The organism is Pararoseomonas sp. SCSIO 73927 (assembly GCF_037040815.1).
In the GTDB taxonomy this organism is placed as follows: Bacteria; Pseudomonadota; Alphaproteobacteria; order Acetobacterales; family Acetobacteraceae; genus Roseomonas.
In genome coordinates, this window is the sequence record NZ_CP146233.1 from 30,023 (window position 1) to 55,603 (window position 25,581).

The window sequence follows — 25,581 nt, forward strand, 5'->3', positions numbered from 1 at the left end:
CCGTCGCTCCCCCAGCCTCCCTGCTCGCAAGGGAGGCTGGGGGAGGACGGTTTCCTGACTACCTTCGACATCATGTGTCGATGCGAAAAAATCCACCATGCGGGAGTAGGGGCGTGATCGTATATATGATGATATTATCAAATCACTGTGCTGCTTCGGCATGGTATTAGTATTTGAAGCGTAGCTACCGACCAGCATTCCCCATAGCTAGGCAACCAAGTCGGTCAAAACCGCGATCAGTGCTTCGTTGCTTCCGTGGAAGCTCTCGATGGTCGCCTGCAGTATCGCCTCTGGCTTGAGCCGCTCGAGGTGCAGGGGATGTCCCGCTTGAGCCGCGATGAGGGCGAGGAAGGTCAGGCTGGTGCGTCCGTTTCCTTCGCGGAAGGGGTGGATGGCGTTGAGCTCGGCGAGAAAATGAGCGGCATCACGCACGAAGTCGACGGCTGGTAAACCGCGCAGGTGCCGCCTTTCACGCAGCCAGCCAAAGAGACGCTCCATCTCGCGGTCGATGTATTCCGGGTAAGCGAAAGAGCTACCTTCCTTGGAAATCCGCACGGTTCGGCGCTTACCGGCCCAGGTGTAGACGTCACCGAAGAGGTGGCGATGGATGGCCAGGTAGTGTCGCGTACCAAGGCTGCCGCGGGGCAGGATCTCCGACGCTCGCTGCGTGGTCATATCGAGTTCGAAGGCATCGAGGAGGGCTTGGTCCTGCAGGCGTGCGCGGTTGCGCAGGACCGTGGTGCCCGGCCAGCAGTAAGGATCCTCGACGGCGGCGTACACACCGGTCCGGAGTTAGCTAACCGCGGGTGGGATGGCGCTTGGCAGGATCAAGCACGGTTACGCCGTGACGCGCGTGGATCGCATCGCGGCGCTCGGCAGAGCCAAGGCGCTGGCGATCGAACTCAGCGAACATCGCCTCGGACGCGGCATCGCGCTGAAGTCCCTCGACGGCTGAGATGCGATCGAAGGCAGCACGGCCGAGCGTGAAGCCTTGGGAAGGGGGGGCGGAGCGCTTCGGCATAGGAGGAACCTAGCATGTTCCCCGGTGGAAGGGACACTCGCAGAAGGGCGCGCAACAGCTATCAGCTACCGTTAGTTTTATGATATTGAAAAATGAAGAAACAATGCCACATCAGCAGCTAGGCCAGATGATTTTGGTCTTCCGCATTCGCAAATCGTTTTCGCAGCGACCCGCGACAGGGCTGCTGGCAACTGCTTGGCAACGATCGTAGCCTGCCTCAGTCTCAGGACTGCACTGAACCACTCGCCTAGGACGAGTTAGTCGTGATGGGTTAGAAGCTTGAACGATGGGCTCGATGATTACACTGCGCCTTGGTCGGCTCGAGGTCGATTGGGGCAAGAACAGCTTCTTTATCAATCATTCTGCGTTATTCCGCTCAGGTGATCTCGCAGAAGCGGATTACTTTTACGAAGATGACATTGTCGAGCGTAAACCCGCTTACGTGCGAAAGCTGCGGCACGTGGTCCCACGCCTCGAGTTACTTGGATTCAGCCTGGAGGGGTGCCGCCGAGCTTACGAGGAAGAGGTCCGGCGCATCCCAGCTTCTGATTCTGAGTTGCCAATCGATTTCGATACTTTTCGCCGGGCGCTCCAGATCGTTGATGTCGATCGGATCAGGATTTCGGAGTACGAAGGCAATTTCGATCCAGGAGAGTTCGCTCAAGCTGTCCTCCGGGATCCGGTCTTTGACGATGTCTTGCCGGCCTCTCTCACCCGCGACGGTGGCATCTTCTTAGAAAATCTCAATGGCTACGTGATCCTACGACTTTTGGCTGAAAATCCCGCAAACCTTGATCGTGATCTCGTCTGGAGTATCGACGATGTCGTGGCAGGTGGCTGGGTTGAAGGCGACATCTTCGAGCCCCTCGCCGATGCAAGCCGCTTCCTGATTGTCACTGAAGGGTCTTCAGATTCGGTCATCCTGAGAGCCGCGTTGCCGCTAGTTGCGCCTGCTGTCGATGATTTCTTTGACTTCATCGACATGCGGGACAATTACCCGTTCACTGGGACCGGCAATCTCGTGAACTTCTGCAAGGGATTGGTGGCTATCCGGGTGCAGAACAAAATTGTCGTTGTGCTGGACAATGACACCGCTGGCCAAGCAGCGATGCAGAAGCTCCAACGTTTACGTATGCCACCGAACATTCGCCTTGTCCGGCTGCCCGACCTTGAGTCGTTCCGTGCATTTCAGACCATAGGCCCCTCAGGCCGAATAGAGGACGATGTGAACGGCCGCGCCGTGTCGATCGAGTGCTTCCTCGATCTGGCGTTTGGACCAAAGGAGGAGCGGGCTGTCCGTTGGACTAGCTTCAACCACGAGGTTGGGACTTACCAAGGGGAACTACTAGCGAAGGAAGAGTACACGAAGCGCTTCTTCGAAGAGCTGAACAACGGCAGCTATGACCTGAGCAAGCTGCATCTCCTGTGGTCGCATATCCTGCGAGCTTGTGTGACGGAGGCGGTTCCGTCCTAGCGGGGTCAGCTGCCTGATTGCATGCCTTTAGGGTGCCTGATTGGGCGCTGCTTGTCGGACCTCGCCGAAGTTCAGTCGCCCCTGCATGCCGTGCCTAGAGATTGACGGAATGTGTCGCTCTCCAGGCCTGCAGGACGGAAAGGTGGTTAGCCCTCGCCCTGTGGGCTGGTCGAAGTCATTTCGGCCACGGCCCAGAATACCAGGACCATGACGACGATCTCCCACCCAATAGACACGGCAAGGCGCCTGCCCGCCCCAGGAGCATCCGCGGCGAGGGCAGGCGTGAGCCGGAGGCGATGCCACGCCGCGAAGGCGAGCAGGACGCCCACCAACGCCAGCTTGGTCATCAGAGCCCAGCCGTAGGTCGTGGTCACCAGGGTCTCGAGGCTTCCCACCAGAAGCCACGCCAGCAGCGCTCCGGCAAGGACCAGGCCTCCCACGAACCAGGTTGCGGCCTGGGCCCAGGCCTCGACCAGGCGGGCCGCATCCTGGCCGCCCTGCCTGGAGGCGAGGGCGAGGGGCCAGAGGCTGCCGGCCCAGAAGGATACCCCGACGAGGTGCATCACCAGGGCCGCCGCGAGAAGCGTGCGTGGCTGATGCTGTGTCGTGTGGCCGACGGCCGTGAAACTGGCCGTGGTCGCCAGGATCCCCACGACGGCGACCACGGATCCTGAGCGCCCCATCCGGGTGGCCAGGGTCAGGGCGAGCAGGCCCACCCAGGCTATGATGACGGAGAGCCCAGGGCGGGAAGCAAGCATGATCCCCCAGATCTCGGTGTCGAGGAGGTCTCCGTCCGAAGCCAGGACGACCTGTGTCGCCAGCCAGAGAAAGCCGGCCACCACGCCGAGGCCGACCAGGATTACGGTCAGGCGGCGGCAGGAGGTGGCATTCTCGGGGGTCTGAAGATGTCCGAAGCCGACGGTGAAGATGCTCAGACCGGCCGCCCCGAGGGACATGACGTAGAAGGCGATGCGCCATGCCACCGAGAGCCCCCGGAGCAGGTCCGGCTCCGGTCCGAGCAACTCCAGGATCACCGCGAGGCGGCCACGGCGAAGCGCACCGCCCCGCTCATCACATGCCCATCCCCGCCCATGGCCCGCCACTCGATCCGATAGGCGCCCGGAGGCAGGGCTGCGGGGACGGTCGCGGTCGCGTGGCTTGCCGCCTCGCGGCCGCCCTCACGACGGATCTGCCGCTCCTTCCCGGCCTCGTCCAGAAGGCGCAGTGACGTGACCCGGCACTCCTCGGAGAACATCAGGTGCAGCGCGCGCGGCGATGCGTTCAGGGTCGAGCCGTCAGCCGGATCGGAGGAGTGCAGCATCGCGTGCGCGGACGCGGCCGCGGGAGCCAGCAGAACAAGGGCGGCAGCGAGGAAGCCGTGCCGGACGAGGGCGAGACGAGAAAGCATGATCGCTCCTGAAGGCTGCTCCCACACCCGGGATCGCGGTGGGGAGCCTTGCAGGATGAATAGGCGGGACGCCGGGGCGCGACAGCGGCAATCGCGCACCAATTTGTTTCGACCTGACCCAGCGTCGTCCTTCTGTCAGGCCGTGGGCACCGCCGCCTTCCAGCCCGCGGCCTGCAGGGCGCTCCGAAGTGCATCGCTCTCGAGGCGGCCACCGGTCACGGAGACCTCCTTGCTCTCGATCCGAACATCGACCTGCGCGGAGGGGTCGGCCTCCTTCACCGTGGCGGTCACGCCCTTGGCGCAGCCCTCGCAATGCATGTTCTCGACGGTGAGACGCATGGTCATTCCTTCCTGAAGAGGTAGCAGGAAGATGGGGTTTCCCATCATGGCAAGGTCAAGGGTCGAGAGAAGGCACGCGCCCAGGGAACGGGACGTGCCTCCCGGGATTACCGACCTGCCGCGCTCGCTACCCGTGGTTCCAGGTCCGGTGCGCCGGGGGCGGGCGGATTGCGCTCGAGGTCGGCGATGAGCTGCTTCATCTCGCCGATCTCCCGAACCTGTGCCTCGATGATCTGGTCCGCCAGACGGCGCACCCGTGGATCGCGGATGTGGGCACGCTCGCTCGTCATGATCGCGATCGAGTGGTGGGGGATCATGGCCTTCATGTAATCCACGTCGGCGACCGTCGCCTGGCTGCGTACCAGGAAGAGTGATGCCGCGAAGACCACGACACTCCCGGCGATGATGGCCGTGTTCGCGCGCTTGTTGGGGTACATCTTCAGCATGAACAGCATCATGATGAAGGCCATGGTCGCCCCCATCAGGAGGGCCATCCAGGTTCGGGTCTGGCTATAGAAGACATGCTCGAAGGCGTAGGTGTTCAGGTACATGAGCCCGAACATGACGACCGTCGAGGTCAGGATCATCGCACCGAAGCGAAGGTAGCTCATTTCGAATTCCTTGAGGGTGCTTCCATGACGCGCCCTTGCTGATCCGCATGGGAGCACGAGCCCCGGTCCGTCGGGAGCGCCGGACCGGGGACGCGGGACCTTGTGGCGCCTAGCGGGCCGGGTGGCGCGACATCCAGGTCCGTAGCTCGGCGATCTCCTGCTCCTGCTTGCGGATCATCTCCTCGGCCGTCCGCCGCATCTCCGGGTCGCGGCCGTGCTCGAGTTCCACCCGTGCCATGTCGATGGCCCCCTGGTGATGCCGCGCCATCATGCTCGCGAAGTCATGGTCCGCATTGCCGGTCATGGGCCGGGCGGCCATGTCGCGGTTCATCCTTTCCATGGCCGCGTGGTACCCCGCTGTGGCGCCCTGCTGGGCCCCGTGCTGTCCGGTATGCTGGCCCGCGGTCCCCTGTGCGGTCGCAATCCCGGACCACAGAAGGGGCAGCGTGAGCACGGCCGCCGCGGCCGCCTGAATGGTACGACCTCTTGTCAGCATTGGACTCGTCCTTCCTCGCTGGTCCGATGAGGACCTGAACAGGCTCGGAGGGGTGATCTGGCCCGCAGGGTGCGCCGCTACACGGCCGCGGTCACGCCTCCGAGCCGCGTGTCCCTAACGTGACGCGGTTCGGTCCGGCGCGGAGCGGATTACATCGTTTTGTGTCGCGATGACCCGCGTTAGATGGCCTGCGGTTGGCGCGGGAGACGCAGGGAGACGATGGTCCCCTTGCCCGGCGCGCTCTCGATAGACAGGTTGCCCCCATGCCCTTCGGCGATGGCCAGGGCCGTGGAGAGGCCAAGCCCGCTCCCACCGCCTGCTGTGCGGGCGCGGTCCCCGCGGAAGAAGGGTTCCGTCACCCGAGGCAAATCCTCGGCGGGGATGCCGGGGCCGTGGTCGCCGACCTTCACACGCACCTCGTCAGGGCGCTGCTCGACCTCGACCCATGGATCCCGCCCATGCCGGACGGCATTGGCGACAAGGTTGGTCACTGCCCGCTTGATGGCAATCCTGCGCCCCGGAGCGACGGCATCCTCGTCGATGCGCCCCTCGTCCACGGGCGTGCCCGCGTCGGTGAACTCGTCGGCCACCGTGCGGACGAGCGCCGCGATCGACAGCGGCTGGACAGGCTCACCGCCATGCCCTCCCCGGAGATAGGCGAGGACGTCGGAGACCATGGTCTCCATCTCGGCGAGATCGTGCCGGATGGGCTCACGGATATCATTCGGCAGTTCATCGGCTCGGAGGCGAAGCCGGGCAATCGGTGACATCAGGTCGTGTGACAGAGCGCCCAGCGCCAAGGTTCGCTGGCGGAAGGCGTCCCGGGTCCGTGTGGACATGTCGTTGAGGGCTTCGGCGAGCTGCCGGACCTCTCGCGGACCGGAGGCCGAGATGGTGGCCGGCTCGCCCTCGGGAGCGAGGCGGGACACGGCATTCGCCAGGGCCGAGACCGGCGCCGAGACGGAGCGGACCGCGAAGCCGACCGCGAGGAGAAGGGCCAGGCCCACGGCGGCCGCGTAGGAGTGCAGTACGCCCTGATCAGTCGAGAGAACGTTGAACGAGGCCAGTTCCACCTCGATCCAAGAGCCATCTGGCAGGCGTGCCACGGCTCCGATCCCGACGAGCTGGTCCGCTCCCGCGTCCACGCGCCCCGGGCGCACGCGCACCTCGGTCGCGACGCGGGTCAGGGCGGCCGTCCGGGCCGCGACGGTCGGCCACCCCTCCCGGGAAGGGTGATCCGGGGTTGGAGCCGCGCTACTGCGCCAGTGGACCTCCAGGTCCGCCCGTGACAGGGCATGGGCCACGCGGTTGCGGTCGGCCTCGGGAGTCGCCTCCACGGCATCGACGATCGTCGCCAGCCGTTGGGCCAGCAGCTCCTCGGTCCCTCGCTCGACGGCCCGCCGGAGCAGCACGTCGTGGATGCCGACCATGGCGGCGAACAGGATCGCGAAGCCGATGGTCAGGGCGGCCAAGGTCCGCGCCGCGAGCGACTGGGGAAGGAGCCGCCTCACCCGGACCAATCCACGGGGCTGGACAGCAGGTAGCCGACACCGCGGACCGTCTTGATCAGGCCGGGTTCCCCATCCTCGTGGGGCCGGGATCCAAGCTTGGCCCGGAGGCGGCTGATCTGGACATCCATCGAGCGGTCCAGCCCGCCGTAGGGGCGGTTCCGGGCGATGTCGAGAAGCTGGTCCCGCGTCAGAATGCGCTGGGGCCGTTCGATGAAGGCCAGGAGGAGGTCGTACTCGCCGCTGGTCAGCTCGATCGCCACGCCGTCGGACCGCACCAGCTCGCGCTTCCGGGTGTCCAGGGACCATCCGGCGAAGCGTGCCACCTCGCGGCCTTTGCCTTCGCCCCCTCCCTCGGACCCCTCGGCCCTGCGGAGGACGGCGCGGATGCGGGCGACCAGTTCCCTCGGGTCGGCGGGCTTCACGACGAAGTCGTCCGCGCCGAGTTCCAGGCCCACCACGCGGTCCGATGCCTCGGCCAGGGCGGTCAGGAGGATGACCGGGATCCGTCCTTCAGCGCGGAGGTCCCGGCAGAGTTCGAAGCCCGACTTGCCCGGCAGCATGATGTCGAGCAGCACAAGGTCGACCTGGGCCGAGGTCAGGAGACGCCGCATCTCGATCCCGTCCCGGGCACCGCTGGCACGGAACCCGCTCCGGCGGAGAAGGGTGAGCAGGAGCTTGCGGAGTTCCCCGTCATCCTCGACCACGAGGACGTGCCGCCCCTCGCCCGACATCGGGGGAAGGTCGGGGGTAGGCACCCCTCGTGAGGCGCCGTTGCCGGAGCGCTCAGTCAACGGCCCCCTCCGCATTGGTTGTGGTCCGTGCGGCAGGATGCCATCCGAATGCCTGCTTCAGAAGTAGAGGCGGATGCCCGACACGAACTCGACGCCTTCGGCCTTGCCGCCCTCCTCACGGGCGTACTTGGCCGCCTCGCCAAAGCGCCGGGTGTAGTTCACCCCGATATAGGGGGCGACCTCGCGGGTGAACTCGTAGCGCAGGCGGAAGCCCGCCTCGATGTCGTTGAACCCGCTGTTGACGCCAAGCTCAGGCACCCGCTGGGCGGCGACGTTCACCTCCAGGTTCGGCTGAAGGACGAGCCTCTGGGTGACGTAGATGTCGTAGGAGAGCTCGAGCCGGGCCGAGAGGTCTCCCCTCTCGCTGACGAAGCCCTGGAGATCGACCTCGAACAGGCCGGGGGCGAGGCCCTGGATGCCAATGACGCCGTAGGTGCGGTCCGGCCGTGGGCGGGGGTCATAGCGGACACCGGCCTGGAAGTCCCAGAAGTAGCCGATGAGGCGCGAGTAGAGCAGCTGGACCTCGGCGTTCTCGGCCCTGCGACCGCGCTCCACCTCGCCCTGCGTCTTGATCCAGACCTTGTCATAGTCTGTGCCGTACCAAGCCTGGCCATCCCACCGGGCGATGTTGGGGACGCCATTCAGGCCGACACCCCACTCCAGCTTCTCGAAGAGGACGGCGCCGAAGTAGACCTCGTGCGAGGCCGGGCCGTGAGCCCCGGGATCATGGACCGTGTTCTGGGAGGCGGCCTGCTGGGCTGAAGCGCCCCCCACCATGGAGGCGAGCAGGGCGGCGGTGAGGGCGGCCGCGTGGGTCGTCCGGCGCATCGGGTCTTGGATCCTCGTCATCAGCCGTGGGACGCGACGCGCGGCTGCCGACGGATCTCGACCTTCCGCATCATCCCCGTCTCCATGTGGAAGAGCATGTGGCAGTGGAAGGCCCAGCCGCCCTCGGCATCGGCCTCGACATCCACGTCCAGCGTGCTGCCCGGGCGGACGCTGACCGTGTGGAGCAGGGGGTTCTGGGCCCCGTTGCCGACCTGCGGCTGCATCCAGACCCCGTGCAGGTGCATCGGGTGGCTCATCATCGTCTCGTTGATGAAGCGCATCCGGACCCGCTCGCCGAGGTTCAGCACGATCGGCTGGGCCTCGCTGAAGCGGTTGCCGTTAATGGCCCAGAAGTACCGCTCCATGTTGCCCGTGAGGCGGATCTCGATGACGCGGTTGGGCTCCCGCACGGGATAAGGGTTCGAGAGCGCCCTGAGCATGCGGTAGGTCAGGACGCGGGTGCCCGGAGGGGCCCCGGTGTTGACCGCGAACGGGTCAGGCGGCGCCATCCCGCCGTGGCCCGCATGGGCGCTCGCGGCGGAGGTGTCCACCTGGCCGACCTGCCCGGTGCCGGGTGCGCCATGGCCCATTGCCGAGTGGTCCGCCGCGGACGGAGCGGCACCCCGCTGGTCACGCCGGGGGGTGGACTGCTGGGTCGGGCGCGCCGGCTGACGCTGCTGCCGGGGCGGCTGGCCCCCCTGCTGCCCCATGCCGGGCATGCTGGAGTGGTCCATCCCCGGCATGTTCGAGTGATCCATGCCCTGCATGGAGCCCTGGCTTGCCTGGGCCAGTCGGAAGAGCCCCGCGCCCGGCACGGAGGCGATTGGAAGGGTCGCGGCCGCGAGGCGGAAGCCCGGGTCACTCGCCAGGGAGGACGAGCGGCCCATGCCGGGCATGTTGGAGTGATCCATTCCCGGCATGTTGGAGTGGTCCATGGCCGGGGTGCCTGTCGTGGACGGGCGGGCTCCAGCGCCGCGGGCGGGCGCGCCGTGGTTCATGCCCGGCATGCGCCCGTGGTTCATCCCGGGCATGGTCGAGTGGTCCATGCCCTGCATGCCGCCCTGACCGCTGCCATGGCCCATGCCGGAATGGTCCATGCCACCCATGTCCTCCATCGGGGCAATGTGGCCAGGCCGGTCGACCTCGGGGCGCGGTGTTCCGCGATCCAGGCCCTTGGGCCCGTAGTTCCCGCCCATGTCGGCCATGGTCAGCAGCGGCCGCTCGCGATGCGGGGGGAGGGGCAGCATCGGCATGCCGTCCCGGGTCGCCAGGCTCGCGCTGGCAAAGCCCTGGCGGCCCATGGACTCCGCCAGGATTTGGAACTGGCGCCCGTTTGTCGGACGGACGAGCACGTCGAAGGTCTCGGCGGGCGCGATCCGGAACTCGTCGATAGCCACCGGCTGCACGTTGTTGCCGTGTGCCTGGACCACGGTCATCTCCAGACCGGGGATGCGGATGTCGAAGTGGCTCATCGCGCCGGCGTTGATGAAGCGCAGGCGAACCGTCTCGCCAGGACGGTAAAGGGCGGTGAAGTTCTGCTCGGGTGTCCGGCCGTTCACGAGGAAGGTGTAGCCCGTGACATCCTCGATGTCGGTCGGGTCCATCCGCATGTCGCCCCACATCATCCGGTCGCGGATGATCGCCTCGCGGGCCTGCCCGTTCGGCGCGCGCGCGAGCTCGTTCGCGAGGCTCGCGGCGGTACGCTTGTTATAGTTGTAGTAGCCCGGGTCGCGCTTGAGGTTCCGGATGATCCGGTGCGGGTTCTCGTCAGTCCAGTCTGAGAGCGTGATGATGTAGTCCCGATCGTAGCCGTAGGGATCGGGACGGATCGGGTCGATGACCAGCGGGCCGTACATCCCGGCCTGCTCCTGGACGCCTGAGTGGCTGTGGTACCAGTAGGTGCCGGCCTGGACGAGCGGGAAGCGATACTGGTGGGTCTCGCCGGCGGCGATGCCCTGGAAGCCGTCGCTGATCCCGGGAACGCCATCCTGGCCGCTCGGGAGGATAAGCCCGTGCCAGTGGATGGAGGTGCTCTCGCGCAGCCTGTTGGCAACGTTGATGATCACCTCCTCCCCCTCGCGGAAGTGGAGGACGGGGGCTGGCACGGAGCGATTGATGGCGACGGCCGGACGAGGCGCGCCGGTGATGTTCAACGTCACGTTCTCGATCGCGAGGTTGAACTCACGCGGCATGGAGCGCCCGATGGCCGGCTGAGCCAGGGCAACTTCCGGAAGGGCAGGAGCCGACAGGGCGGCGATCCCGGCTGCGAGCATCTTGCGCCGCGACAGCGTAACCTCAGCCATGCTCGTGAACTCCTTCGTGAAGTGACGGGATGCGCAACGGAGGTCGCGCTCGCGGGATGGTCACGTCGGTTCCCCGGATAATGCCATCAGCCGTCTTCGTTCGTTGCGCTGGATATCTACGGTCGTCCCGGCTTCATCAATCGTTCCGGGGCTCTGGCAATAAAACGTAAGAATCCGACGGGCTCCCGGGCGAGGACGGCCCGGACCGGAGCCTGTACGTTACGTCCACGTCCCGCCTCTTGCGGGAGCGACCCGCCGGACACGGGATCCCATCGTTTCGGCCAGCCCGGTTCGGCGCGGCATGGTGAACAGGAGGACGCATGAAAGTCGCTTCCCGCAGTGGTTGGGCCGCACGTTTCGCCGTGGGCCTCGGCCTGGCGCTCACAGCAGCGGCTTGTGCACCGCAGTCCGCCCCCATGGCGACGGCTCCCGCCTCGGCGGAACTCCCGGTGCAGCCCGCCGGCCGCTCCACAACCGCGCCGGGCGTTGCAGCGCAGGCGCCCGCCGGCACGAGCATGCAGGGCATGAACCACGCCAACATGCCCGGGATGAACCATGGGAACATGCAAGGCATGCAGGGTCACAACATGTCGGGCATGAGCATGCAGGACATGATGGCGCACTGTCGTCAGATGCAGGCAGACACCCGTGCCGGGCGTCAGCTCTCGCCGGACATGCAGGCCATGATGGAGCACTGCAACATGATGGGCGGCTCGTCCCGGGGACAGTCCCGCTCCCGCTGAGTGACAGCGTGGCGGCGCTTCGAGGCGCCGCCACGCCCTTCGACGGCCTACAGCCGCACCGTACGCAGCCGTAGGGCGTTGCCGATCACCGAGACCGAGCTCAGCGCCATGGCCAGGGCGGCCACGATCGGGCTCAGAAGGATCCCGAGGACGGGGTAGAGGACGCCCGCGGCGACAGGGACGCCGAGCGCGTTGTAGACGAAGGCGAGGAACAGGTTCTGCCGGATGTTGCGCATCGCGGCCCGGCTCAAGGTCCTGGCGCGCGCAATCCCGGCGAGGTCGCCCTTCACCAGTGTCACGCCGGCACTCTGCATCGCCACATCCGTGCCGGTGCCCATGGCGATGCCGACATCTGCCTCGGCCAGTGCGGGGGCATCGTTCACCCCATCGCCCGCCATGGCGACAACCTTCCCTTGCGCCCGTAGCTCGCGGACGATGCGGTGCTTATCCTCGGGAAGGACGTCACCCTGGAACTCGTCGATGCCGAGCCTTCGAGCCACGGCTCCGGCCGTTGTCTGGTTGTCGCCCGTCAGCATGACGATATGGATGCCGCTCTCCCGTAGGCTCTGCAGGGCAGCCGGGGTGGTCTGCTTGACCGGATCGGCCACGGCGATGACGCCGCCCGGCTTTCCGTCGAGGGCCAGGAAGAGTGCGGTGCCGCCCTCCCGGCGCAGCTCGTCCGCACGGGCAGTGAGGTCGCCCAGATCCACCCCGAGATCCTGCATCAGCCGCGCGTTCCCGAGCGCGACCTGGCGCCCGTTCACGGAGCCGGTCACGCCCTTGCCAGTGATTGAGGCGAAGTCTGCCGGCTCCGCGAAGGTCATGCCGCGCTCCCTGGCGGCCGCCACGACGGCGGCGGCCAGGGGGTGCTCGCTCGACCGCTCAAGGCTGGCTGCGAGGGGAAGAACCTCGGTCTCGGCCAGTCCCGGCGCCGGAACCACGGCCACCACCTTGGGCTTGCCCTCGGTCAGAGTGCCCGTCTTGTCCACGACCAGCGTATCGACCTTCTCCATGCGCTCGAGCGCCTCGGCCGACTTGATGAGCACACCGGCCCCCGCACCCTTCCCGACGCCGACCATGATGCTCATGGGCGTGGCCAGTCCGAGAGCGCAGGGGCAGGCGATGATGAGCACCGAGACGGCGGCAATCAGGCCGTGGGAGAGGGCTGGGGAAGGACCCCAGATGGCCCATGCGACGAAGGCCAGTACCGCGATGATGATGACCCCCGGGACGAAGTAGCCCGATACGGTGTCGGCCATCCTCTGGATGGGCGCCCGGCTGCGTTGCGCCTCGGCGACCATGGCCACGATGCGCGAGAGCATGGTGTCGGAGCCGACCTTGTCCGCCCGCATGACGAGGGCGCCGGTGCCGTTCACCGTGCCGCCGATGACCTTGGCCCCGGGCTGCTTCTCGACGGGCAGGGACTCACCCGTGACCATGGACTCGTCCACGGCCCCGCTCCCTTCCAGTACCTCGCCATCCACCGGGACACTCTCGCCCGGCCGCACACGCAACCGGTCGCCGGCCTGAACCTCGGCCAGCGGGATCTCCTCGTCCTCGCCGTCCTCCCTGAGCCGTCGGGCGGTCTTGGGGGCCATGTTGAGTAGGGCCCGGATGGCACCGCCGGTTTGCTCGCGGGCACGGAGCTCCAGCACCTGGCCGAGAAGGACGAGGACGGTGATGACGGCGGCTGCCTCGAAGTAGACCGCGACGGTACCGTCCATCCCCCGGAAGCCCTCGGGGAAGGCCCCGGGCGCGAAGGTCGCGACCAGGCTATAGAGGTAGGCGGCGCCGGTCCCGAGCGCGATCAGGCTGAACATGTTCAGGCTACGGTTCACCACCGACTGCCAGCCACGGACGAAGAAGGGCCAGCCGGCCCAGAGGACGACCGGTGTGGCCAGCAGAAACTGGATCCAGACGGATGTCCTGGGCGGCACCAGGTGGTGCAGGCCGAGCCCGGGGATGTGGCCCCCCATCTCCAGGATCACCACGGGGAGGGTAAGGGCCAGCCCGATCCAGAACCGACGCGTCATGTCGGTCAGTTCGTGGCTCGGTTCGGCCTCCGCCGTGATCTCGAGAGGCTCAAGGGCCATGCCGCAGATCGGGCAGCTTCCTGGCCCCTCCTGCCGGATCTCCGGGTGCATCGGGCAGGTGTAGATGGCGCCCTTTCGCGGGACCGGTGCGGGGGCGGCTTTCTTCGGCTCCAGGTACCTTCCGGGATCGGCCTCGAACTTCGTCCGGCATCCGGCCGAGCAGAAGTGGAAGGTCGTCCCGGCATGTTCCAGCCGGTGCTTCGAGGTGGTCGGATCCACTTTCATCCCGCAGACGGGGTCGGTGACGAGGCCGGCATCGGCTGCCGCACCGTGAGCGTGGTGGTGATGGCCGTGGGCACAGCCAGGCCCGTGCTGATGCGAATGTCCGCCGGTGTTATGCTGACCGCTCATGCTTGCCACCCCAATTTCGGTCTCGTCGGACGAGGCCTCGTTCCTCAGGTGCCCTGCAAGGTGGTGTCTCCCATGGTGGGAAGGTCAAGCGCCGTCCCGTGGTGGGTGGGCGCCGATCGTCCTTGACCTTCCCACCATGGGAAACCTCAACCTCATGAGAACGGGCGAGGGCAGGCCCTCGAAAGAGGAGGTCCCGATGAACATCGGTCAGGCGGCGAGAGGGTCGGGCATCTCCACGAAGATGCTGCGGTACTATGAGAGCGTCGGGCTCCTTACCACCGTGCGGCGCACAGAGGCAGGCTATCGCGTCTATTCGCAGGATGATGTCGGAACTCTTCGATTTGTGCGGAGGGCGCGGGACCTTGGTATGCCGTTGGATCGCATCAAGCATCTCATCGGGCTCTGGCAGGATGAGGGCCGTTCGAGCGCCGACGTGAAGCGGGTCGCGACCGAGCATGTGGTGGAACTTCGAGCCCGGATCACCGAACTGACCCGGATGTGCGAGGCGCTGGAGCACATGGCAGACGCCTGCCATGGCGACCATCGCCCGGAATGCCCGATCCTCGAGGAACTCGCTGATGAGGGCCACTGTGCCCCGACGCCTCCTGAGGCCGCCCGCCGGAAGCATCGACAAGGCGCTGCGGGCAAGAGCCCGTTCGGCGCCCTTCAGGGAGTGGCGTGATGAGCAAGACAACTTCGGCCCTGGCTGCGCGGCGGTCTTTCCTCAGCTTGGGTCTGGCCGCAGCCCTGGCGCCACTCGGCTTGGCTCGGGCGGCGCGTGGCCCGACGATCGAAGTCTGGAAGGACGAGAACTGCGGCTGCTGCGGCGCTTGGGTCGAGCACATGCGGGCGGCCGGCTTTGAGGCGACGGTCCATGATGTCGCTGACCTACAGGCCATCAAGGCGGCCAACGGCGTCCCCGCCTCCCTCCAGTCCTGCCACACGGCCAGGGTGGGTGGTTACGTCGTAGAGGGGCATGTCCCCGCGACCGATGTGCGCCGCCTGCTCGCGGAGCGACCGCGGGCCAAGGGGCTTACTGCCCCAGGGATGCCGCCCTCTTCACCGGGCATGGACATTCCAGGTACCCCCTACGAGGTGGTGCTGTTCGGCACCCCCGGCAACGACAGGGTCTGGGCCCGGCACTCAGGAAATCTCTAGAAACGAGGCCGACGAACGCCGCTCAACAAGAGGCGGGTAAGTCGGGCTGTTCCCGGCTGGCCCTATGCTTCTATCGGCGTCCGAAGGGAGCTCGCCCTGAAATATCTTGTCGTCGCGCAGGAAGGTTCCTGCAAAGCGCGGAACCTACCTTGGCTGTACCGGCGAGCGCTGCTTGCCGTCCAACCAAGGAGGTTCGAATGCCTGTCTCTCTACCTCACACGTCGCAAATCTATGCGCGCCAGCTCGCGCATTTGGCCATGTGCGCCCGCAGCCTCGGAAGCGCTGCGGTGCTAGCCCTCGCTGCGACCACGATCTCGGGCGCTGCATCTGCCCAGCAGGCCGGCTACGTCTATACGGCACCAACCTCGCGTGCGCCGAATGGCCTCACGGTCGATCAGGGAGCGGGCGTGCCCGGGATGGCCGCTTACCCGTTCGCTCCTCATCCGACCAAGCCTCACCCGCATGGCCCGGAGAACCCCCAAGCCGGTGTTCCTGGCACCCAGGATCCCTCGGCGCTCGGCGACTAAACATCAGCCCGCACTGACAGCCGACGATCGCAATGAGGGGGCCTCCATGTATTGGAGGGCCCCTTCCCACTCGGCAGGCCAGTCACGCCACGAGGTCTGATGGTTCTAACTTCATCCTGTGTAGGACCTCGTGAACCAGGGTTCTGCAGGGTGCCGAAATCGACGTGGCGTGGGCTGGATAGAGAGCGTCGTCCAGGATGTCAGATAGCTTGGCCACGTTGGGAAAGGGGGGCAGCCAGCGCTTCGCAGGAAGCCGGGTCAGGAGCCTGTCTGCCCGGCTGCGCGTATCTCTATGGGATGGCCACCGCATGGGTAGGGCGATGGCTTTAGGAAAGCGCTCCAAATCCCGGAGGGCTGTGTCGAGAGCTTGGGGGCTCGGGTCCATTGGGACGATGACCAGGTCCGCTAGGTTTGCCGCGGCTTCATCGGCACCGACGCGCCTAGCCGCGCCGTCGATCACCACGACGACGTCCTTCCGATCGATGATGGGCCGAAGGACGCGCTGCAGCTTTGGGCCCGTCGTACCATCCGCCGGGAGGTAGCGCCGGTTCTCCCGGCCTGGAACATTGGTCCCCTCGTCCGTGGTGACGACAAGGCAGGAGATCGGCTTCGGGAGGGAACCGAAGCCGTGGCCCAATGCGTGCGCTGTCGTGGTCTTGCCGGAGCCGCCCTTTGTTCCGAGAACGGCAATCACCTTAGCCATTGGAAGAGGTCTTCCGAACCTGTTCGAGAAGCTGGAGGATCATGTTCTGCTTTGTGATGGTCTTCCGACGACGACGGGACTCGTCGATGGCTTGGTCCTGTAGCCATTCGTCGAGCTCCCGGCCGAGACGCAGGTGTATGCCTACGGTGTCTACAGGCGGGCGGCCTCGCCTAGCGGCTGAAGGCGGATCCGGCTCCGCCGATGTGACCTTTGGCTGGGGTACGGCAGGCGGTGCGTTATTCGGAACCTTGAGCACCGCACTGGCCGAAGGCTGACGACCTGCATTGTCCTGCTCGATGGCAGTGGCTAGGTCATCCAACCCCTTTCTACGCCGCATTGGGGGAGATCCTCATCCGTCGGTAGGCCTCTATCAGCTGCCCATCATATTTCGCGCAAGTGCGAGGGCAATTGGATGATGCTAAAATATTATGATATCAATAAACAAAGGTTCCATAAATGGAGCTCGTGCTGTCATGGCGCTCCGACCCGAGTGAGCGACCGAAAAGCCTAAAGGGCTAGGCCATGCTCGAGAGTGTTCAAAATTCGCATGACCTGATCACCGCCGTCAGGCGACCCGGACACATCGATTGGGGCTCTGCCGGCCAACATCGGGTGTCCCTCCAATAGGAACTCACGTGCCTCGACGTCCGTGCCCAAGGCGGTGCGAGCTCGAACGAAAAGATAGGCTAGTCGCACCGTCCGCTCGCACTCCGCTAAGGAGAGAGCGCGCGCAGACAGTCGGGGCAACGCGGGGTCCAGGACCTGCTGCTCAAAGGCGGTGACCTTCGCCTCGTCGGATCCCACTATCGTCGCGGCCACTTGTCTCAGAGTATCAAGAGAAAGGCACTCCCTCGCCAATCGCGTAACCAACTCGGGGGGAATGCATGGTGTCCAGCCTCTATCGTGACCCTCCGCAAGGGACTGAGTGTCGAGGGAGGGGCCGGCCTGCACGATCACCGGGCCCTGCAGGAAGGCGATACCCAGGGCATCCATGATCGCCTGTGTTTCCCTGTCAGTGCGCATTCCTGTCGATCCTCCACTGCCAGAGGGACGTGATGCTACAAGGGCCCAAGAACAAGACAATTTGGGCTGACTTTTGATTTTATAATATCATATTTCCTATATACAAAAAAACCGAGCAGCAAGAAATTGCTGCTCGGCGTGGTTTGTTGCAGTGCGTGTGTGCTTGCTATCAGTAGCCAGGCCGGCCCCACGGTTCGCCAACCCGCATCATCCGTTGAAGCTGCCGGTCCTGACCATGGCGCTTGACGAAATCGATCATCTCCTGGGCCTCCTTGATCTGCCGGACGATGTTCTGGCTGTGTCGAACAACGGCATCGCTACGCAGTCCTGCACGTGCCGGGTTGACGGCAAGGCTACGGGCAACGCCCTGGAGCGAGAAGTCTTTGTAGACCTGGCTCACTCGGGACGCAGTCTCGGCTGCTGAACGGAGGCCGTAGAGCGGCCTTGTTGCACAAACCTTGCAGGTAGTCCTGCATGAGCAAGGCACTGGCGCAGGGCGGACGCCCGAAGGCGCGCTACCGGACACGGAACTGGCGGGAGTACGACCGAGGGCTCATTGCCCGCGGTGACCTGACCGTGTGGATTTCGCCCGATCTGGCCTGGCACACCTCAGAAGGTACGGGCAGACGTGGCCGCCCTCGGGTCTTCACGGACGCGGCGATCCAGGCGGTGCTGACGCTGAAGGTGCTGTACCAGCTGCCGCTGCGAGCCGCCCAGGGCATGGCGGGGAGCCTGATCCGGCTGGCGGGCCTGGACTGGCAGGTGCCTCACTACAGCACCCTCTCGCGGCGGCAGAAGAGCCTCACGGTCACCATCCCCTATCGCGCCCGGGGCGGCCCCTTGCACCTCGTGATCGACAGCACCGGACTGAAGGTGCTGGGCGAGGGTGAGTGGAAGGTCAGAAAGCACGGGGCCGACAAGCGTCGGGTCTGGCGCAAGGTGCACTTGGTGATCGACGCTGACAGCCACGAGGTGCGGGCCGTGGAGATGACAGATCACCGGCATGGCGACGGCGAGATCGTACCGGGCCTGCTCGCGCAGTTGCCGGAAGGGGAGCGGATCGGGGTGATCAGTGGCGACGGCGCCTACGACACGCGCGGCGTCTACGAGGCCTCTGCGGCTCGCCAGGCCGACCTCGTCGTGCCCCCGCGGCGCAACGGCAGGCCATGGAAGAGGCGAACCACCGGAGCGACCGAGCGGAACGAGACGCTGCGCGCCATCAGGCACCTCGGACGGCGACTGTGGAAGCGATGGAGCGGCTATCACCGGCGCAGCCTAGCCGAGACGGCGATGTCCCGCCTCAAGCGCCTCGGCGAACGTCTCTCAGCCCGAGATCCGGCCCGTCAGGTCGCCGAGGTGCAGATCCGCTGCGCGATCCTGAACATCTTCAACGCCCTTGGTATGCCCGACACCGTCGCTCGCGCCTGATCAGGGCATCAAAGACCGAACCACGCCCTCAAACCGATTTCCGCAACAGCGCCGATCGACACCCAGAATGGTTGGTCCGTCAAAGGAATCCCTGACCCAGCAGGGGCCACCCCGGCAAGCGCTCGCGCCCCGGGGGCACATCTGTCGCAATCGCGGCGGGTGGAGCATGGCCCTTCAATCCGTTGCCCCGCCCTTGCCGCTCTCAGGAGATCTGCAATGGGCAACGTGCTCAATCTACATCGCGACGAACTGACTACCACGCTCCTCGGCTTCATCCGAGCCAAGCGCCGTCCTAAAGTCTGGATCCGGTTTGAGCCCCATCCGACCGAGACGCGTCTCGAACGGCGCCGGTGGGACATTCAGGGCTGCTTACAGCGCCACAACAGCATCAAGCATGCAAAAGGCTTCACGCTGGAACTCGCCCGATCGGGCGATTGGTTCTCGGTGAAGATGAAGCCTGAGGCAGCCCGCAAATTCGCCAAGGACATGCGCCCACATGTGCGACGTGGGTGGATCGAGGTCTGGATCGGCGATCACCAACTCGGTGCCGATCCTGCAAGGCGGGTGAAGACGTCGTGACGGGCGAGTGAACCGGCAGACCCCGCGGTTCGTGACCATCTGAGTGGGCAGGCCTTGGCTCAAGGTTTGCCCATGTTTGCCCACAGATTAGAGTGGCGAGTGCCGGTATCCTAGGTTCCTTGCGGGAACAGCAGGGCGATCACCGTCCCCTGGCCATCGGTCACCTCCACCATTCCACCGACCGTGGCTTCGGCCCGGATGAACGACCGCAGGCCTATGAACGAGACGCGCCGTCCGGCGGACAGCTTCTTGAACCCATCTAGCCCGTCCGTCGACGCCAAGTGCCGAAACCGCCCGTAGGCTGCGGACTGTCGGTGATCGTCGGCCCGGGCAGAGGAGAGCCAATAGAGGAGTTCATAGGCACGGTTATGGACGAGCTTGAGGCGGTCGATCGCCTCCTGCGGGCTGGCGGGGGCATCCAGTACGGCCGCCGGGGTGAAGGTCGGGCGGGCGCGGCCCTCCTGCAGCAGTGGTCCAGCTTTCCAGACTGGCTCCAGGTGAGCGATCCGGTTCCTCATGTCGCCAACGAGGTCGATACGAGCGAACAGGACGTCCTGGCGCCGCTGCTTGGCCCAGTAAGCAGGATTGCTGTTGGCGTGGTTCGGCAGTAGGGCAGTGAGGATTGCTCCCCAATCCACCCTGTCACCCCGGTGGTCGTGGGTGGCGTCCAGAAGGTGCTTCCAGAAGCCGAAGGTGAGCTTCGAGACGACGTCGTCCGGCGATGGCGAGGGCCAAAGAGGCACTTGGCGCCCGGCCCGCCGACGGTGAGTGATCGCGTGTACCTTCTCGAGTGAGCGCGGCACCAATCGGAGGTCGTTATACCAGTCCGAGGAGGCCGTTCCTGCAGCTGTCCCGTACCGCACGCTTAATTCCCGGTGGAACGCGTTCCGCATCGTCACTTCGAGGTTGTTCAGTAACGCAGTAAGGCTGGCCGAGATCGCGTCGTTCCAGCAGTACACCCCGTAGAGTTCGAGGTCGTCGGCAGGGTTGAAGAATGCCCGGTAGCTGCTGAGGCGTGGGCCGGAGAGCGCTGCGATGGTCGCGGCGATGTTAGAGGGTTGCATTTCGCCGCAGCAGGCCCTATCTATCTCGTGTAGGCACGCAGTTTGTACCCTAGTTAGCCCAACGACGCGACGGGAGGCGGGGTCTGCGATGCAATATTTCTTCAGAAAGGGGTCACCGCAAGGTGGCCCCTTTCGGCATTCTAGGCCTTGCTATGCTGCTTTCTTAGTCCGTTACATGGCGGCCTGCTTGTCCGGCAACAATGCGGCGCTGTTCAGCCTAGAAGTATTCCTCCGCTAGCCACATGGCAGTGTTGGAGGTGCCCTGGCTACTTTCCTTAAACTGGTTGGCCATCGGGCCTGTTCCAGACAGCGCCGATAGGGCCCTGACGCTTTAAAGAACTTCAGAGCCGCTTCTAGATGCCCGATCATAGCCAGACCACGTCACAGCGGGCGAGCTCAGGCGGACGCTCTCTACGTCCGATTACGAAGGTGAAGCAGGCATCACGGCACGGGTCTTATACAGCCGCTACCCACCCATTCTCGACGGTCACATGCGCGGGCCACGTGGGCGCACTTCCTGCGCCTCTCTCCTACTCCCCGCGGCGGTCAGCTCAAACCGATCCGCCGCCACCCTTTGTAGTTGATCCAGTGCACTCCGCACCGCCGCAGTGACGGGCTGATGCCCCTGCTGCCGCGCCAGGTCGTTCCAGTCGCTACCCCGGTCGCCAGCTGGGAAGGATGGCAGAACGGCGACACCGCCCACTGCCGCCGCAGCAGCCTCGGCCTTCTCCTTCCCCACGTTCGGCAGCGGCACCGCCCGCCTGGGCAGGTGGTGGTCATTGTCCCCGGCAATGATGATGGGTCGCGAAGAGTCGGCCGCCCGGTATACCCTCGCTACTACCGCCAAGTTCCCCGCGTTGAAGGCCACCGCAACCGGCAGGCCGGTAGCCTCGTGCAGCGTAGCCCCCGTGGCGTAGCCCTCAGCTATTAGCAGCGGCGCGCCCGGCTTCGGTCGTCCACCGATCAGCATGTGCCCGCCCTCAGTCCTGCCCCCTTTCAAGAACAGCTTGGACCCGTCCACGTTCACCCGCTGCACCCCCCAAAGCCGCCCGTCCACTCCCTGCACCGGGACTAACAGCCGGCCACGCCGGTCCTGCCGCAGCCCGTGCGCCTTCACGCCTTTGGCCGCGAGGTAGGGGTGATCCTTGGCCGGCGTCGCCGCAGCCCATAGGCGATGCGCCATCCTCGCCGCCCGCTCGTGGGTGTCGTGCCGCTCGCGCGCCCGCTCCGCGGATCTGGCTGCAGCCTCAGCCGCGAACGCCGCCCGCTCGGACGGCACGGTCTGCGCTACCGGTCGCTCGGCCTTCCAGCGGATCTCGGTGCCGGTCTTATGGTTGCGGATGTAGCCCGCCGGCCAGTCGTCGAGGTGCCCGACGTAGGTTCCCGACTTCTGCCCCTTCCGGTCACCCTCCACAGGGACCCGGTGCATCTTCCCGTCCATCTCCGCCGGCCCGGCTACGCGCAGCCCGGCCCTGTGCAGGGCTACGGCGAAGTCCGCCGCGGCGTCGGCCTCGGTGAAGCGCGGCGCCGCTCGCCGCCCCGGAGCTGCGACAGCGCGCGGGGAGGATGGGGGGATAACCGGGGATGGCGTACGGATGGCCTGAGACGGCACCGCGAGGCTGGCGGGAGCCTGTGCCCCGTCGCGATTTTGGCGCAATCCCTGGACCGCCTGGGCGGACTTCGCACCCCTGTCCTGCCCCATGCCCGCCAGGACGGCGCCGCGCTCGTCCAAAGCAAGCGCTAGGCGATCCGCGACTGCGGCCACGGCGCTCTCCTCGCGCCTGCGCTGCGCTGCTCGGCGCACGCTCGGTCGTAGCGACCCGTCCTTCCCCGCCGCCGTGCGCCGCCAGTAGGCCGCCGCGTCCACCGGCTTCGCTTGGCGCTCGCCCGCGGGCTGGGGCGCCCGGTGCCGCTCAGCCGCTGCCCGGCTGCGCGCTTGGTTGTGCGCCGCCCGGTCACGTACCGCCCTTGCCTCGCCTTCGGCCGGACGGCGTTCCTCGCGCCCGCTGTCCTGCAGAAAGGTCCCGCCGGCCCGCCGCAGCCGGTCGGCCAGCTCGCGCACCGCCTGCCAGCGGGCATCGAGCGCCTGCCGCAGCCGCTCCACCGCCTGACCCACCGCCCGGCCGTCGCGGCGGTCGCGGAACCGCGCCCCCAGCGTCGCCCGCGGCTCGCCCGCCGCCTCGCGCGCCTCGGCCCTCCGGAACCCGGCCTGCATCGCGTGCGCCGACGTGCGGCCGACGTCGCGAGCGCGGTCCATGAAGTCGAGTGCCGACGCCTTCGCCGGCTGCTGGGCCAGGTTCCGCGCCACGTTCTCCCATACGTCCACCGCGGTGATGGGGCGGGCGTCCCCCAGCGCTCGGCGCACCATCACCTCGCGCCGCTCGGCGCCGTCCGAGGTAATGAGCCAAGCGGAATCCTTGTGCCGGCTCTCGGCCGTGTAGCCCTTGAAGCCCTGCACCCCCGCCGATCCCGCCGGCATGGCGTTGATGTGCTCGCTGCTGGTGATCCCCTGCGCCGCGTCGATGGTCAGCACGTCACCGGGCGCCAGCCGCGTGCGGCCGTTCTTCTTGTCGGCCAGGCTCTCCCACGACACCGCGCCGTCGCGACCGGCCGCCGTCCGCAGCACGATCCCGTCTGCGTTCACGTCGCGCACTTCGAGCACGCTGCCGTTGTTGCCGATGTTGCCCCGGCCGCCGTCAAGGAAGCGGGCGTTGAGGCGGTCGAACAGCCGCACCCGGTCACCCGGCGCCAGGGTGAGATTGTAGGCGGCGCCGGCCTGGTCGGTCGCGCGCACGCTGAACACGTCGGCCCCCAGCTCGCCCATCGCCCGGCGTTCCTCGCGCAGCGCCAGGGCCACGGCGCGGGCGTCGGCGTTCGTCGGCGCCGTGACGCTGATGGAGAAGCCGGTATCCCCTGCGTTCGCCTCGCGCCGCTGCCGCCATAGCTCGGCCACCCGCCGCACGGCGTCGTCGTAGCCGCCCGGCACCGCCTCGGCCGTGCCGTCCGCCCGCTTCATGGCCAGCGCCTCGGCCGCCTTGCCGTCACGGAACAGCCCGGCGATCTCGCGCTCCCGCTCGGTGCGTTGCCGGCGCGTGGTTAGGATCTCAGGCACCGCCTCCTTCCCCAGCGCCCGGCGCATGAGGTTCACCACCGGCCCGGCTTCAATGCCCTGGCATTGCTTGTCGTCGCCCACGGCGACGATGCGGAACCCGTGCTGCGCGCGCAGCCGCAGCAACTCCAGCATCTGCCGGGCGCCCACCTGCCCCAGCTCGTCCACCACCACCACCGTCCGTGGCCCGATCGAGAGGCGACCGGCACGAACCCCATGCAAGAAGCCCGTGAGCGCCGCGACATCCCCTACCCCGGCCTCCTTCAGTGGCTCGGCCTGGCGCCAGGCGATGGCCACGCCCACCACGTGGTCGCCCTGCGCCTTCCAGGCATCCACCAGCGGGCGCAGCAGGGCGGTCTTGCCCGCCCCGGCCACGCCCACCGCCACGCCCACGGCGCCGCCCGTGCCGAGGCGCACCATGGCCGCGTGCTGCGCCTTCCCGTGGTCGTCACCAAAGTCCAAGCCGCTGCGCTCCACCGCGGCAGCCAGGGCAGCGGGGGAAAGGGCGCGGCCGCGATCCGCAGCAGCGGCCTTGGCCAGCGCCACAGCCTTCTCCTCCTGAGCGACGTGCAGCGCCGTTGTCACCCGGACCTCGTCGCGCTCGCCCTCGCGACCCCACACCAGCCCCGTGAGCTGGCCATCCTGGCGCACCCCGCGCTCGCGCATGGCCCGCGTCAGGGCGTCCACATCCGCCCGGCCGCCCTCCGCCCCCGGCGTGATACCGGCCGCGATCAGGGCGCGGGCCGCCGCGGCGCGCAGGTCCGCCCCGTTGAGGACCGAAGCGCGGGAGAACTCGGCTTCGAGGAAGGGCAACGCCGCTTCATAGGCACCTTCCAGGCGGGCCGCCCGGCTCTGCTCCCTTGGCGCCCCGGCGCCTTGGCGTCGTGGCACCACGACGCCGCGGTGCTCCCAGCCGATGGCCGCGGCCTGGCCGCGCCAGGCGGCGAAGTCGCTGAGGTCGTCCTCCTTGTTCTTACGGGCCGCCTTCGTGCCGCCCTTGAGGAAGTCCACCTGCATGTCCGGTGTCATGGCGTCCCAATCGAGGCCGCGCTTGGCTGCCTCCGCCCGCGCCGCCTCGGTGCCGTCGCGGGTGCGCTTGCTGAATGCCTCGCACACCGCCTCCGGGATGGCCGGCAGCCGGGCCATGCCGGTGCGCTCCTCCAGCTCCACCGCCACCCCGACGCGCCGCAGGTTCGCGGCGATCTGCGCCTGGTAGAAGGCACCGAACTCGTGGATGCGCCCGTGGGCGGCCTTGAGGTCCAGGGCGCCCAGGTGACCGCCATCCGTCAGAACCAGGTTGGGCACCGCGCAATGGGTGTGGAGCTGCGGATCGCCGGCCCCGGAGGGGTCACGGTCGGGCCGTAGGGTATGCAGCTCGGTCGTCACCTCGCCGGTTTTGGGGTCGGGCCGCTTCACCTCGGCGGTCGCCCGGGCCGTGAAGTGCTCGAAGCCAATCCAGGCGACGTGCCCGGCCTCGGTACCGCCCATACCGGCCTTGCCGCGGCGGACCTGGCCGATTTCGCGGGACACGTAGCGCAGCGAGGCGTCGACCGCGTCTCGGTGCGCCTGGAGGATGGTCGCCCGCTCGGCCTCGGTCGGAGCGAAGGCCCATGCCAGGCTCACGCTCTTGGGGGCGGAGAAGCACAGGTCGATGTAGCTGACGCTGCGCGTGGTTGCGGCCTCGTTCGTCACCAGCTCGCCCCCGTCCGCGCGCCGGCCGGCGAGGATCTGGCTCACCTGTTCGACGGTCGGGATGCCGTGCGGGTCGATCCCCAGCGCCGATGCCAGGCCGGGATGCATGTCCCGCCGCGGCTGCGGCCGGGTGCCACGGCGCGGCGCCTCCGGCCCCGGCTCGCCGTCCGGTCCCGGCCCAGCCCCCAGCTCGGCCGCCCGGTTCCGGGTGTAATAGTCGCCCATCGCCACGGCCTCGGGCGATAGCGTCTCCTCCATCAGGTGATCGGCCATCGCCCGTGCGCCGCCCGGAATGGCGATGGCTGCGCCCTTGCGAAAGGTCAGCACCA

22 protein-coding genes are annotated in these 25,581 nt (G+C 66.9%); 7 read left to right on the forward strand and 15 right to left on the reverse strand.

The window, feature by feature from the left end:
- Nucleotides 1-207: 207 nt before the first annotated feature.
- Nucleotides 208-780, reverse strand: coding sequence for a Fic family protein (locus tag VQH23_RS26060; protein ID WP_338666234.1), 573 nt, complete (start codon nucleotides 778-780; stop codon nucleotides 208-210).
- 31 nt (nucleotides 781-811) lie between these two features.
- On the opposite strand from VQH23_RS26060, the gene VQH23_RS26065 reads away from it, so the two are divergent.
- On the forward strand, nucleotides 812-955 hold the full coding sequence (locus VQH23_RS26065; protein WP_338666235.1) for a hypothetical protein: 144 nt from the start codon (nucleotides 812-814) through the stop codon (nucleotides 953-955).
- A gap of 352 nt (nucleotides 956-1,307) precedes the next feature.
- Complete coding sequence (locus tag VQH23_RS26070; RefSeq protein WP_338666236.1) at nucleotides 1,308-2,495, forward strand: HEPN/Toprim-associated domain-containing protein; 1,188 nt, start codon at nucleotides 1,308-1,310, stop codon at nucleotides 2,493-2,495.
- A 146-nt stretch (nucleotides 2,496-2,641) separates the two neighbouring features.
- On the opposite strand, the gene VQH23_RS26075 is transcribed toward VQH23_RS26070, so the two are convergent.
- The 9 genes from VQH23_RS26075 to VQH23_RS26115 all read right to left on the reverse strand — a co-directional run bounded on the left by VQH23_RS26075 (nucleotide 2,642) and on the right by VQH23_RS26115 (nucleotide 10,782).
- Nucleotides 2,642-3,529 (reverse strand): CopD family protein, encoded by an 888-nt coding sequence (locus tag VQH23_RS26075; protein WP_338666237.1) that lies wholly within the window; start codon nucleotides 3,527-3,529, stop codon nucleotides 2,642-2,644.
- Entirely contained in the window at nucleotides 3,526-3,903 is a 378-nt protein-coding gene (locus VQH23_RS26080) for a copper resistance CopC family protein (RefSeq protein ID WP_314215791.1), read from the reverse strand. Before VQH23_RS26080 ends, VQH23_RS26075 begins: the two co-directional genes overlap by 4 nt.
- A gap of 135 nt (nucleotides 3,904-4,038) precedes the next feature.
- A complete protein-coding gene (locus tag VQH23_RS26085) occupies nucleotides 4,039-4,242 on the reverse strand; it encodes a heavy-metal-associated domain-containing protein (protein ID WP_314215790.1) in 204 nt (67 codons plus the stop codon).
- 107 nt (nucleotides 4,243-4,349) lie between these two features.
- On the reverse strand, nucleotides 4,350-4,853 hold the full coding sequence (locus tag VQH23_RS26090; RefSeq protein ID WP_314215788.1) for a DUF305 domain-containing protein: 504 nt from the start codon (nucleotides 4,851-4,853) through the stop codon (nucleotides 4,350-4,352).
- Nucleotides 4,854-4,962: 109 nt separating this feature from the next.
- On the reverse strand, nucleotides 4,963-5,349 hold the full coding sequence (locus VQH23_RS26095) for a DUF305 domain-containing protein (protein ID WP_314215786.1): 387 nt from the start codon (nucleotides 5,347-5,349) through the stop codon (nucleotides 4,963-4,965).
- 179 nt (nucleotides 5,350-5,528) lie between these two features.
- Entirely contained in the window at nucleotides 5,529-6,860 is a 1,332-nt protein-coding gene (locus tag VQH23_RS26100; RefSeq protein ID WP_338666238.1) for a HAMP domain-containing sensor histidine kinase, read from the reverse strand.
- A complete protein-coding gene (locus VQH23_RS26105) occupies nucleotides 6,857-7,591 on the reverse strand; it encodes a response regulator (RefSeq protein ID WP_408904362.1) in 735 nt (244 codons plus the stop codon). The genes VQH23_RS26100 and VQH23_RS26105 overlap by 4 nt, the downstream gene beginning before the upstream one ends.
- A 117-nt stretch (nucleotides 7,592-7,708) precedes the next feature.
- Nucleotides 7,709-8,479 carry a copper resistance protein B gene (locus VQH23_RS26110; protein ID WP_314215781.1) on the reverse strand — a complete coding sequence of 257 codons (771 nt, stop codon included), beginning with the start codon at nucleotides 8,477-8,479 and terminating at the stop codon, nucleotides 7,709-7,711.
- 20 nt (nucleotides 8,480-8,499) lie between these two features.
- Entirely contained in the window at nucleotides 8,500-10,782 is a 2,283-nt protein-coding gene (locus VQH23_RS26115) for a copper resistance system multicopper oxidase (protein WP_314215780.1), read from the reverse strand.
- 320 nt (nucleotides 10,783-11,102) lie between these two features.
- Between VQH23_RS26115 and VQH23_RS26120 the strand changes: the two genes are divergently transcribed.
- A complete protein-coding gene (locus tag VQH23_RS26120; RefSeq protein ID WP_314215779.1) occupies nucleotides 11,103-11,525 on the forward strand; it encodes a hypothetical protein in 423 nt (140 codons plus the stop codon).
- A gap of 47 nt (nucleotides 11,526-11,572) precedes the next feature.
- On the opposite strand, the gene VQH23_RS26125 is transcribed toward VQH23_RS26120, so the two are convergent.
- Complete coding sequence (locus tag VQH23_RS26125) at nucleotides 11,573-13,969, reverse strand: heavy metal translocating P-type ATPase (RefSeq protein WP_075822070.1); 2,397 nt, start codon at nucleotides 13,967-13,969, stop codon at nucleotides 11,573-11,575.
- A gap of 196 nt (nucleotides 13,970-14,165) precedes the next feature.
- Here VQH23_RS26125 and cueR point away from each other — a divergent pair, with 196 nt between their 5' ends.
- A complete protein-coding gene (cueR, locus tag VQH23_RS26130) occupies nucleotides 14,166-14,651 on the forward strand; it encodes a Cu(I)-responsive transcriptional regulator (protein WP_083755441.1) in 486 nt (161 codons plus the stop codon).
- Entirely contained in the window at nucleotides 14,651-15,127 is a 477-nt protein-coding gene (locus tag VQH23_RS26135; protein WP_338666240.1) for a DUF411 domain-containing protein, read from the forward strand. The genes cueR and VQH23_RS26135 overlap by 1 nt, the downstream gene beginning before the upstream one ends.
- Nucleotides 15,128-16,864: 1,737 nt before the next feature.
- On the opposite strand, the gene VQH23_RS26660 is transcribed toward VQH23_RS26135, so the two are convergent.
- Nucleotides 16,865-17,380, reverse strand: a complete 516-nt coding sequence (locus VQH23_RS26660) for an antitoxin Xre/MbcA/ParS toxin-binding domain-containing protein (RefSeq protein WP_408904360.1) — start codon at nucleotides 17,378-17,380, stop codon at nucleotides 16,865-16,867.
- Between the two features lie 169 nt (nucleotides 17,381-17,549).
- A complete protein-coding gene (locus VQH23_RS26140) occupies nucleotides 17,550-17,780 on the reverse strand; it encodes a hypothetical protein (protein ID WP_338666241.1) in 231 nt (76 codons plus the stop codon).
- A gap of 74 nt (nucleotides 17,781-17,854) precedes the next feature.
- On the opposite strand from VQH23_RS26140, the gene VQH23_RS26145 reads away from it, so the two are divergent.
- Together VQH23_RS26145 and VQH23_RS26150 are read left to right on the forward strand one after the other, a co-directional pair.
- Nucleotides 17,855-18,808 carry an IS5 family transposase gene (locus VQH23_RS26145; protein WP_338666242.1) on the forward strand — a complete coding sequence of 318 codons (954 nt, stop codon included), beginning with the start codon at nucleotides 17,855-17,857 and terminating at the stop codon, nucleotides 18,806-18,808.
- Nucleotides 18,809-19,024: 216 nt separating this feature from the next.
- Nucleotides 19,025-19,387: a hypothetical protein gene (locus VQH23_RS26150; RefSeq protein WP_338666243.1), complete on the forward strand. Its 363-nt coding sequence runs from the start codon at nucleotides 19,025-19,027 to the stop codon at nucleotides 19,385-19,387.
- A gap of 110 nt (nucleotides 19,388-19,497) precedes the next feature.
- Here VQH23_RS26150 and VQH23_RS26155 read toward each other — a convergent pair whose 3' ends face one another.
- The gene (locus tag VQH23_RS26155) at nucleotides 19,498-20,451 is read right to left on the reverse strand and encodes a hypothetical protein (protein ID WP_338666244.1); all 954 of its coding nucleotides are present in this window, start codon (nucleotides 20,449-20,451) and stop codon (nucleotides 19,498-19,500) included.
- 487 nt (nucleotides 20,452-20,938) lie between these two features.
- Nucleotides 20,939-25,579: a MobF family relaxase gene (gene mobF, locus VQH23_RS26160; RefSeq protein WP_338666245.1), complete on the reverse strand. Its 4,641-nt coding sequence runs from the start codon at nucleotides 25,577-25,579 to the stop codon at nucleotides 20,939-20,941.
- Nucleotides 25,580-25,581: the final 2 nt, after the last annotated feature.

Coding starts and splice junctions, on each gene's coding strand:
- VQH23_RS26065 (WP_338666235.1), top strand. CDS start 812: ATGGCGCTTGGCAGGATCAAGCACGGTTACGCCGTGACGCGCGTGGAT.
- VQH23_RS26070 (WP_338666236.1), top strand. CDS start 1,308: ATGGGCTCGATGATTACACTGCGCCTTGGTCGGCTCGAGGTCGATTGG.
- VQH23_RS26080 (WP_314215791.1), bottom strand. CDS start 3,903: ATGCTTTCTCGTCTCGCCCTCGTCCGGCACGGCTTCCTCGCTGCCGCC.
- VQH23_RS26085 (WP_314215790.1), bottom strand. CDS start 4,242: ATGCGTCTCACCGTCGAGAACATGCATTGCGAGGGCTGCGCCAAGGGC.
- VQH23_RS26090 (WP_314215788.1), bottom strand. CDS start 4,853: ATGAGCTACCTTCGCTTCGGTGCGATGATCCTGACCTCGACGGTCGTC.
- VQH23_RS26095 (WP_314215786.1), bottom strand. CDS start 5,349: ATGCTGACAAGAGGTCGTACCATTCAGGCGGCCGCGGCGGCCGTGCTC.
- VQH23_RS26105 (WP_408904362.1), bottom strand. CDS start 7,591: ATGTCGGGCGAGGGGCGGCACGTCCTCGTGGTCGAGGATGACGGGGAA.
- VQH23_RS26110 (WP_314215781.1), bottom strand. CDS start 8,479: ATGCGCCGGACGACCCACGCGGCCGCCCTCACCGCCGCCCTGCTCGCC.
- VQH23_RS26115 (WP_314215780.1), bottom strand. CDS start 10,782: ATGGCTGAGGTTACGCTGTCGCGGCGCAAGATGCTCGCAGCCGGGATC.
- VQH23_RS26120 (WP_314215779.1), top strand. CDS start 11,103: ATGAAAGTCGCTTCCCGCAGTGGTTGGGCCGCACGTTTCGCCGTGGGC.
- VQH23_RS26125 (WP_075822070.1), bottom strand. CDS start 13,969: ATGAGCGGTCAGCATAACACCGGCGGACATTCGCATCAGCACGGGCCT.
- cueR (WP_083755441.1), top strand. CDS start 14,166: ATGAACATCGGTCAGGCGGCGAGAGGGTCGGGCATCTCCACGAAGATG.
- VQH23_RS26135 (WP_338666240.1), top strand. CDS start 14,651: ATGAGCAAGACAACTTCGGCCCTGGCTGCGCGGCGGTCTTTCCTCAGC.
- VQH23_RS26660 (WP_408904360.1), bottom strand. CDS start 17,380: ATGCGCACTGACAGGGAAACACAGGCGATCATGGATGCCCTGGGTATC.
- VQH23_RS26145 (WP_338666242.1), top strand. CDS start 17,855: ATGAGCAAGGCACTGGCGCAGGGCGGACGCCCGAAGGCGCGCTACCGG.
- VQH23_RS26150 (WP_338666243.1), top strand. CDS start 19,025: ATGGGCAACGTGCTCAATCTACATCGCGACGAACTGACTACCACGCTC.
- VQH23_RS26155 (WP_338666244.1), bottom strand. CDS start 20,451: ATGCAACCCTCTAACATCGCCGCGACCATCGCAGCGCTCTCCGGCCCA.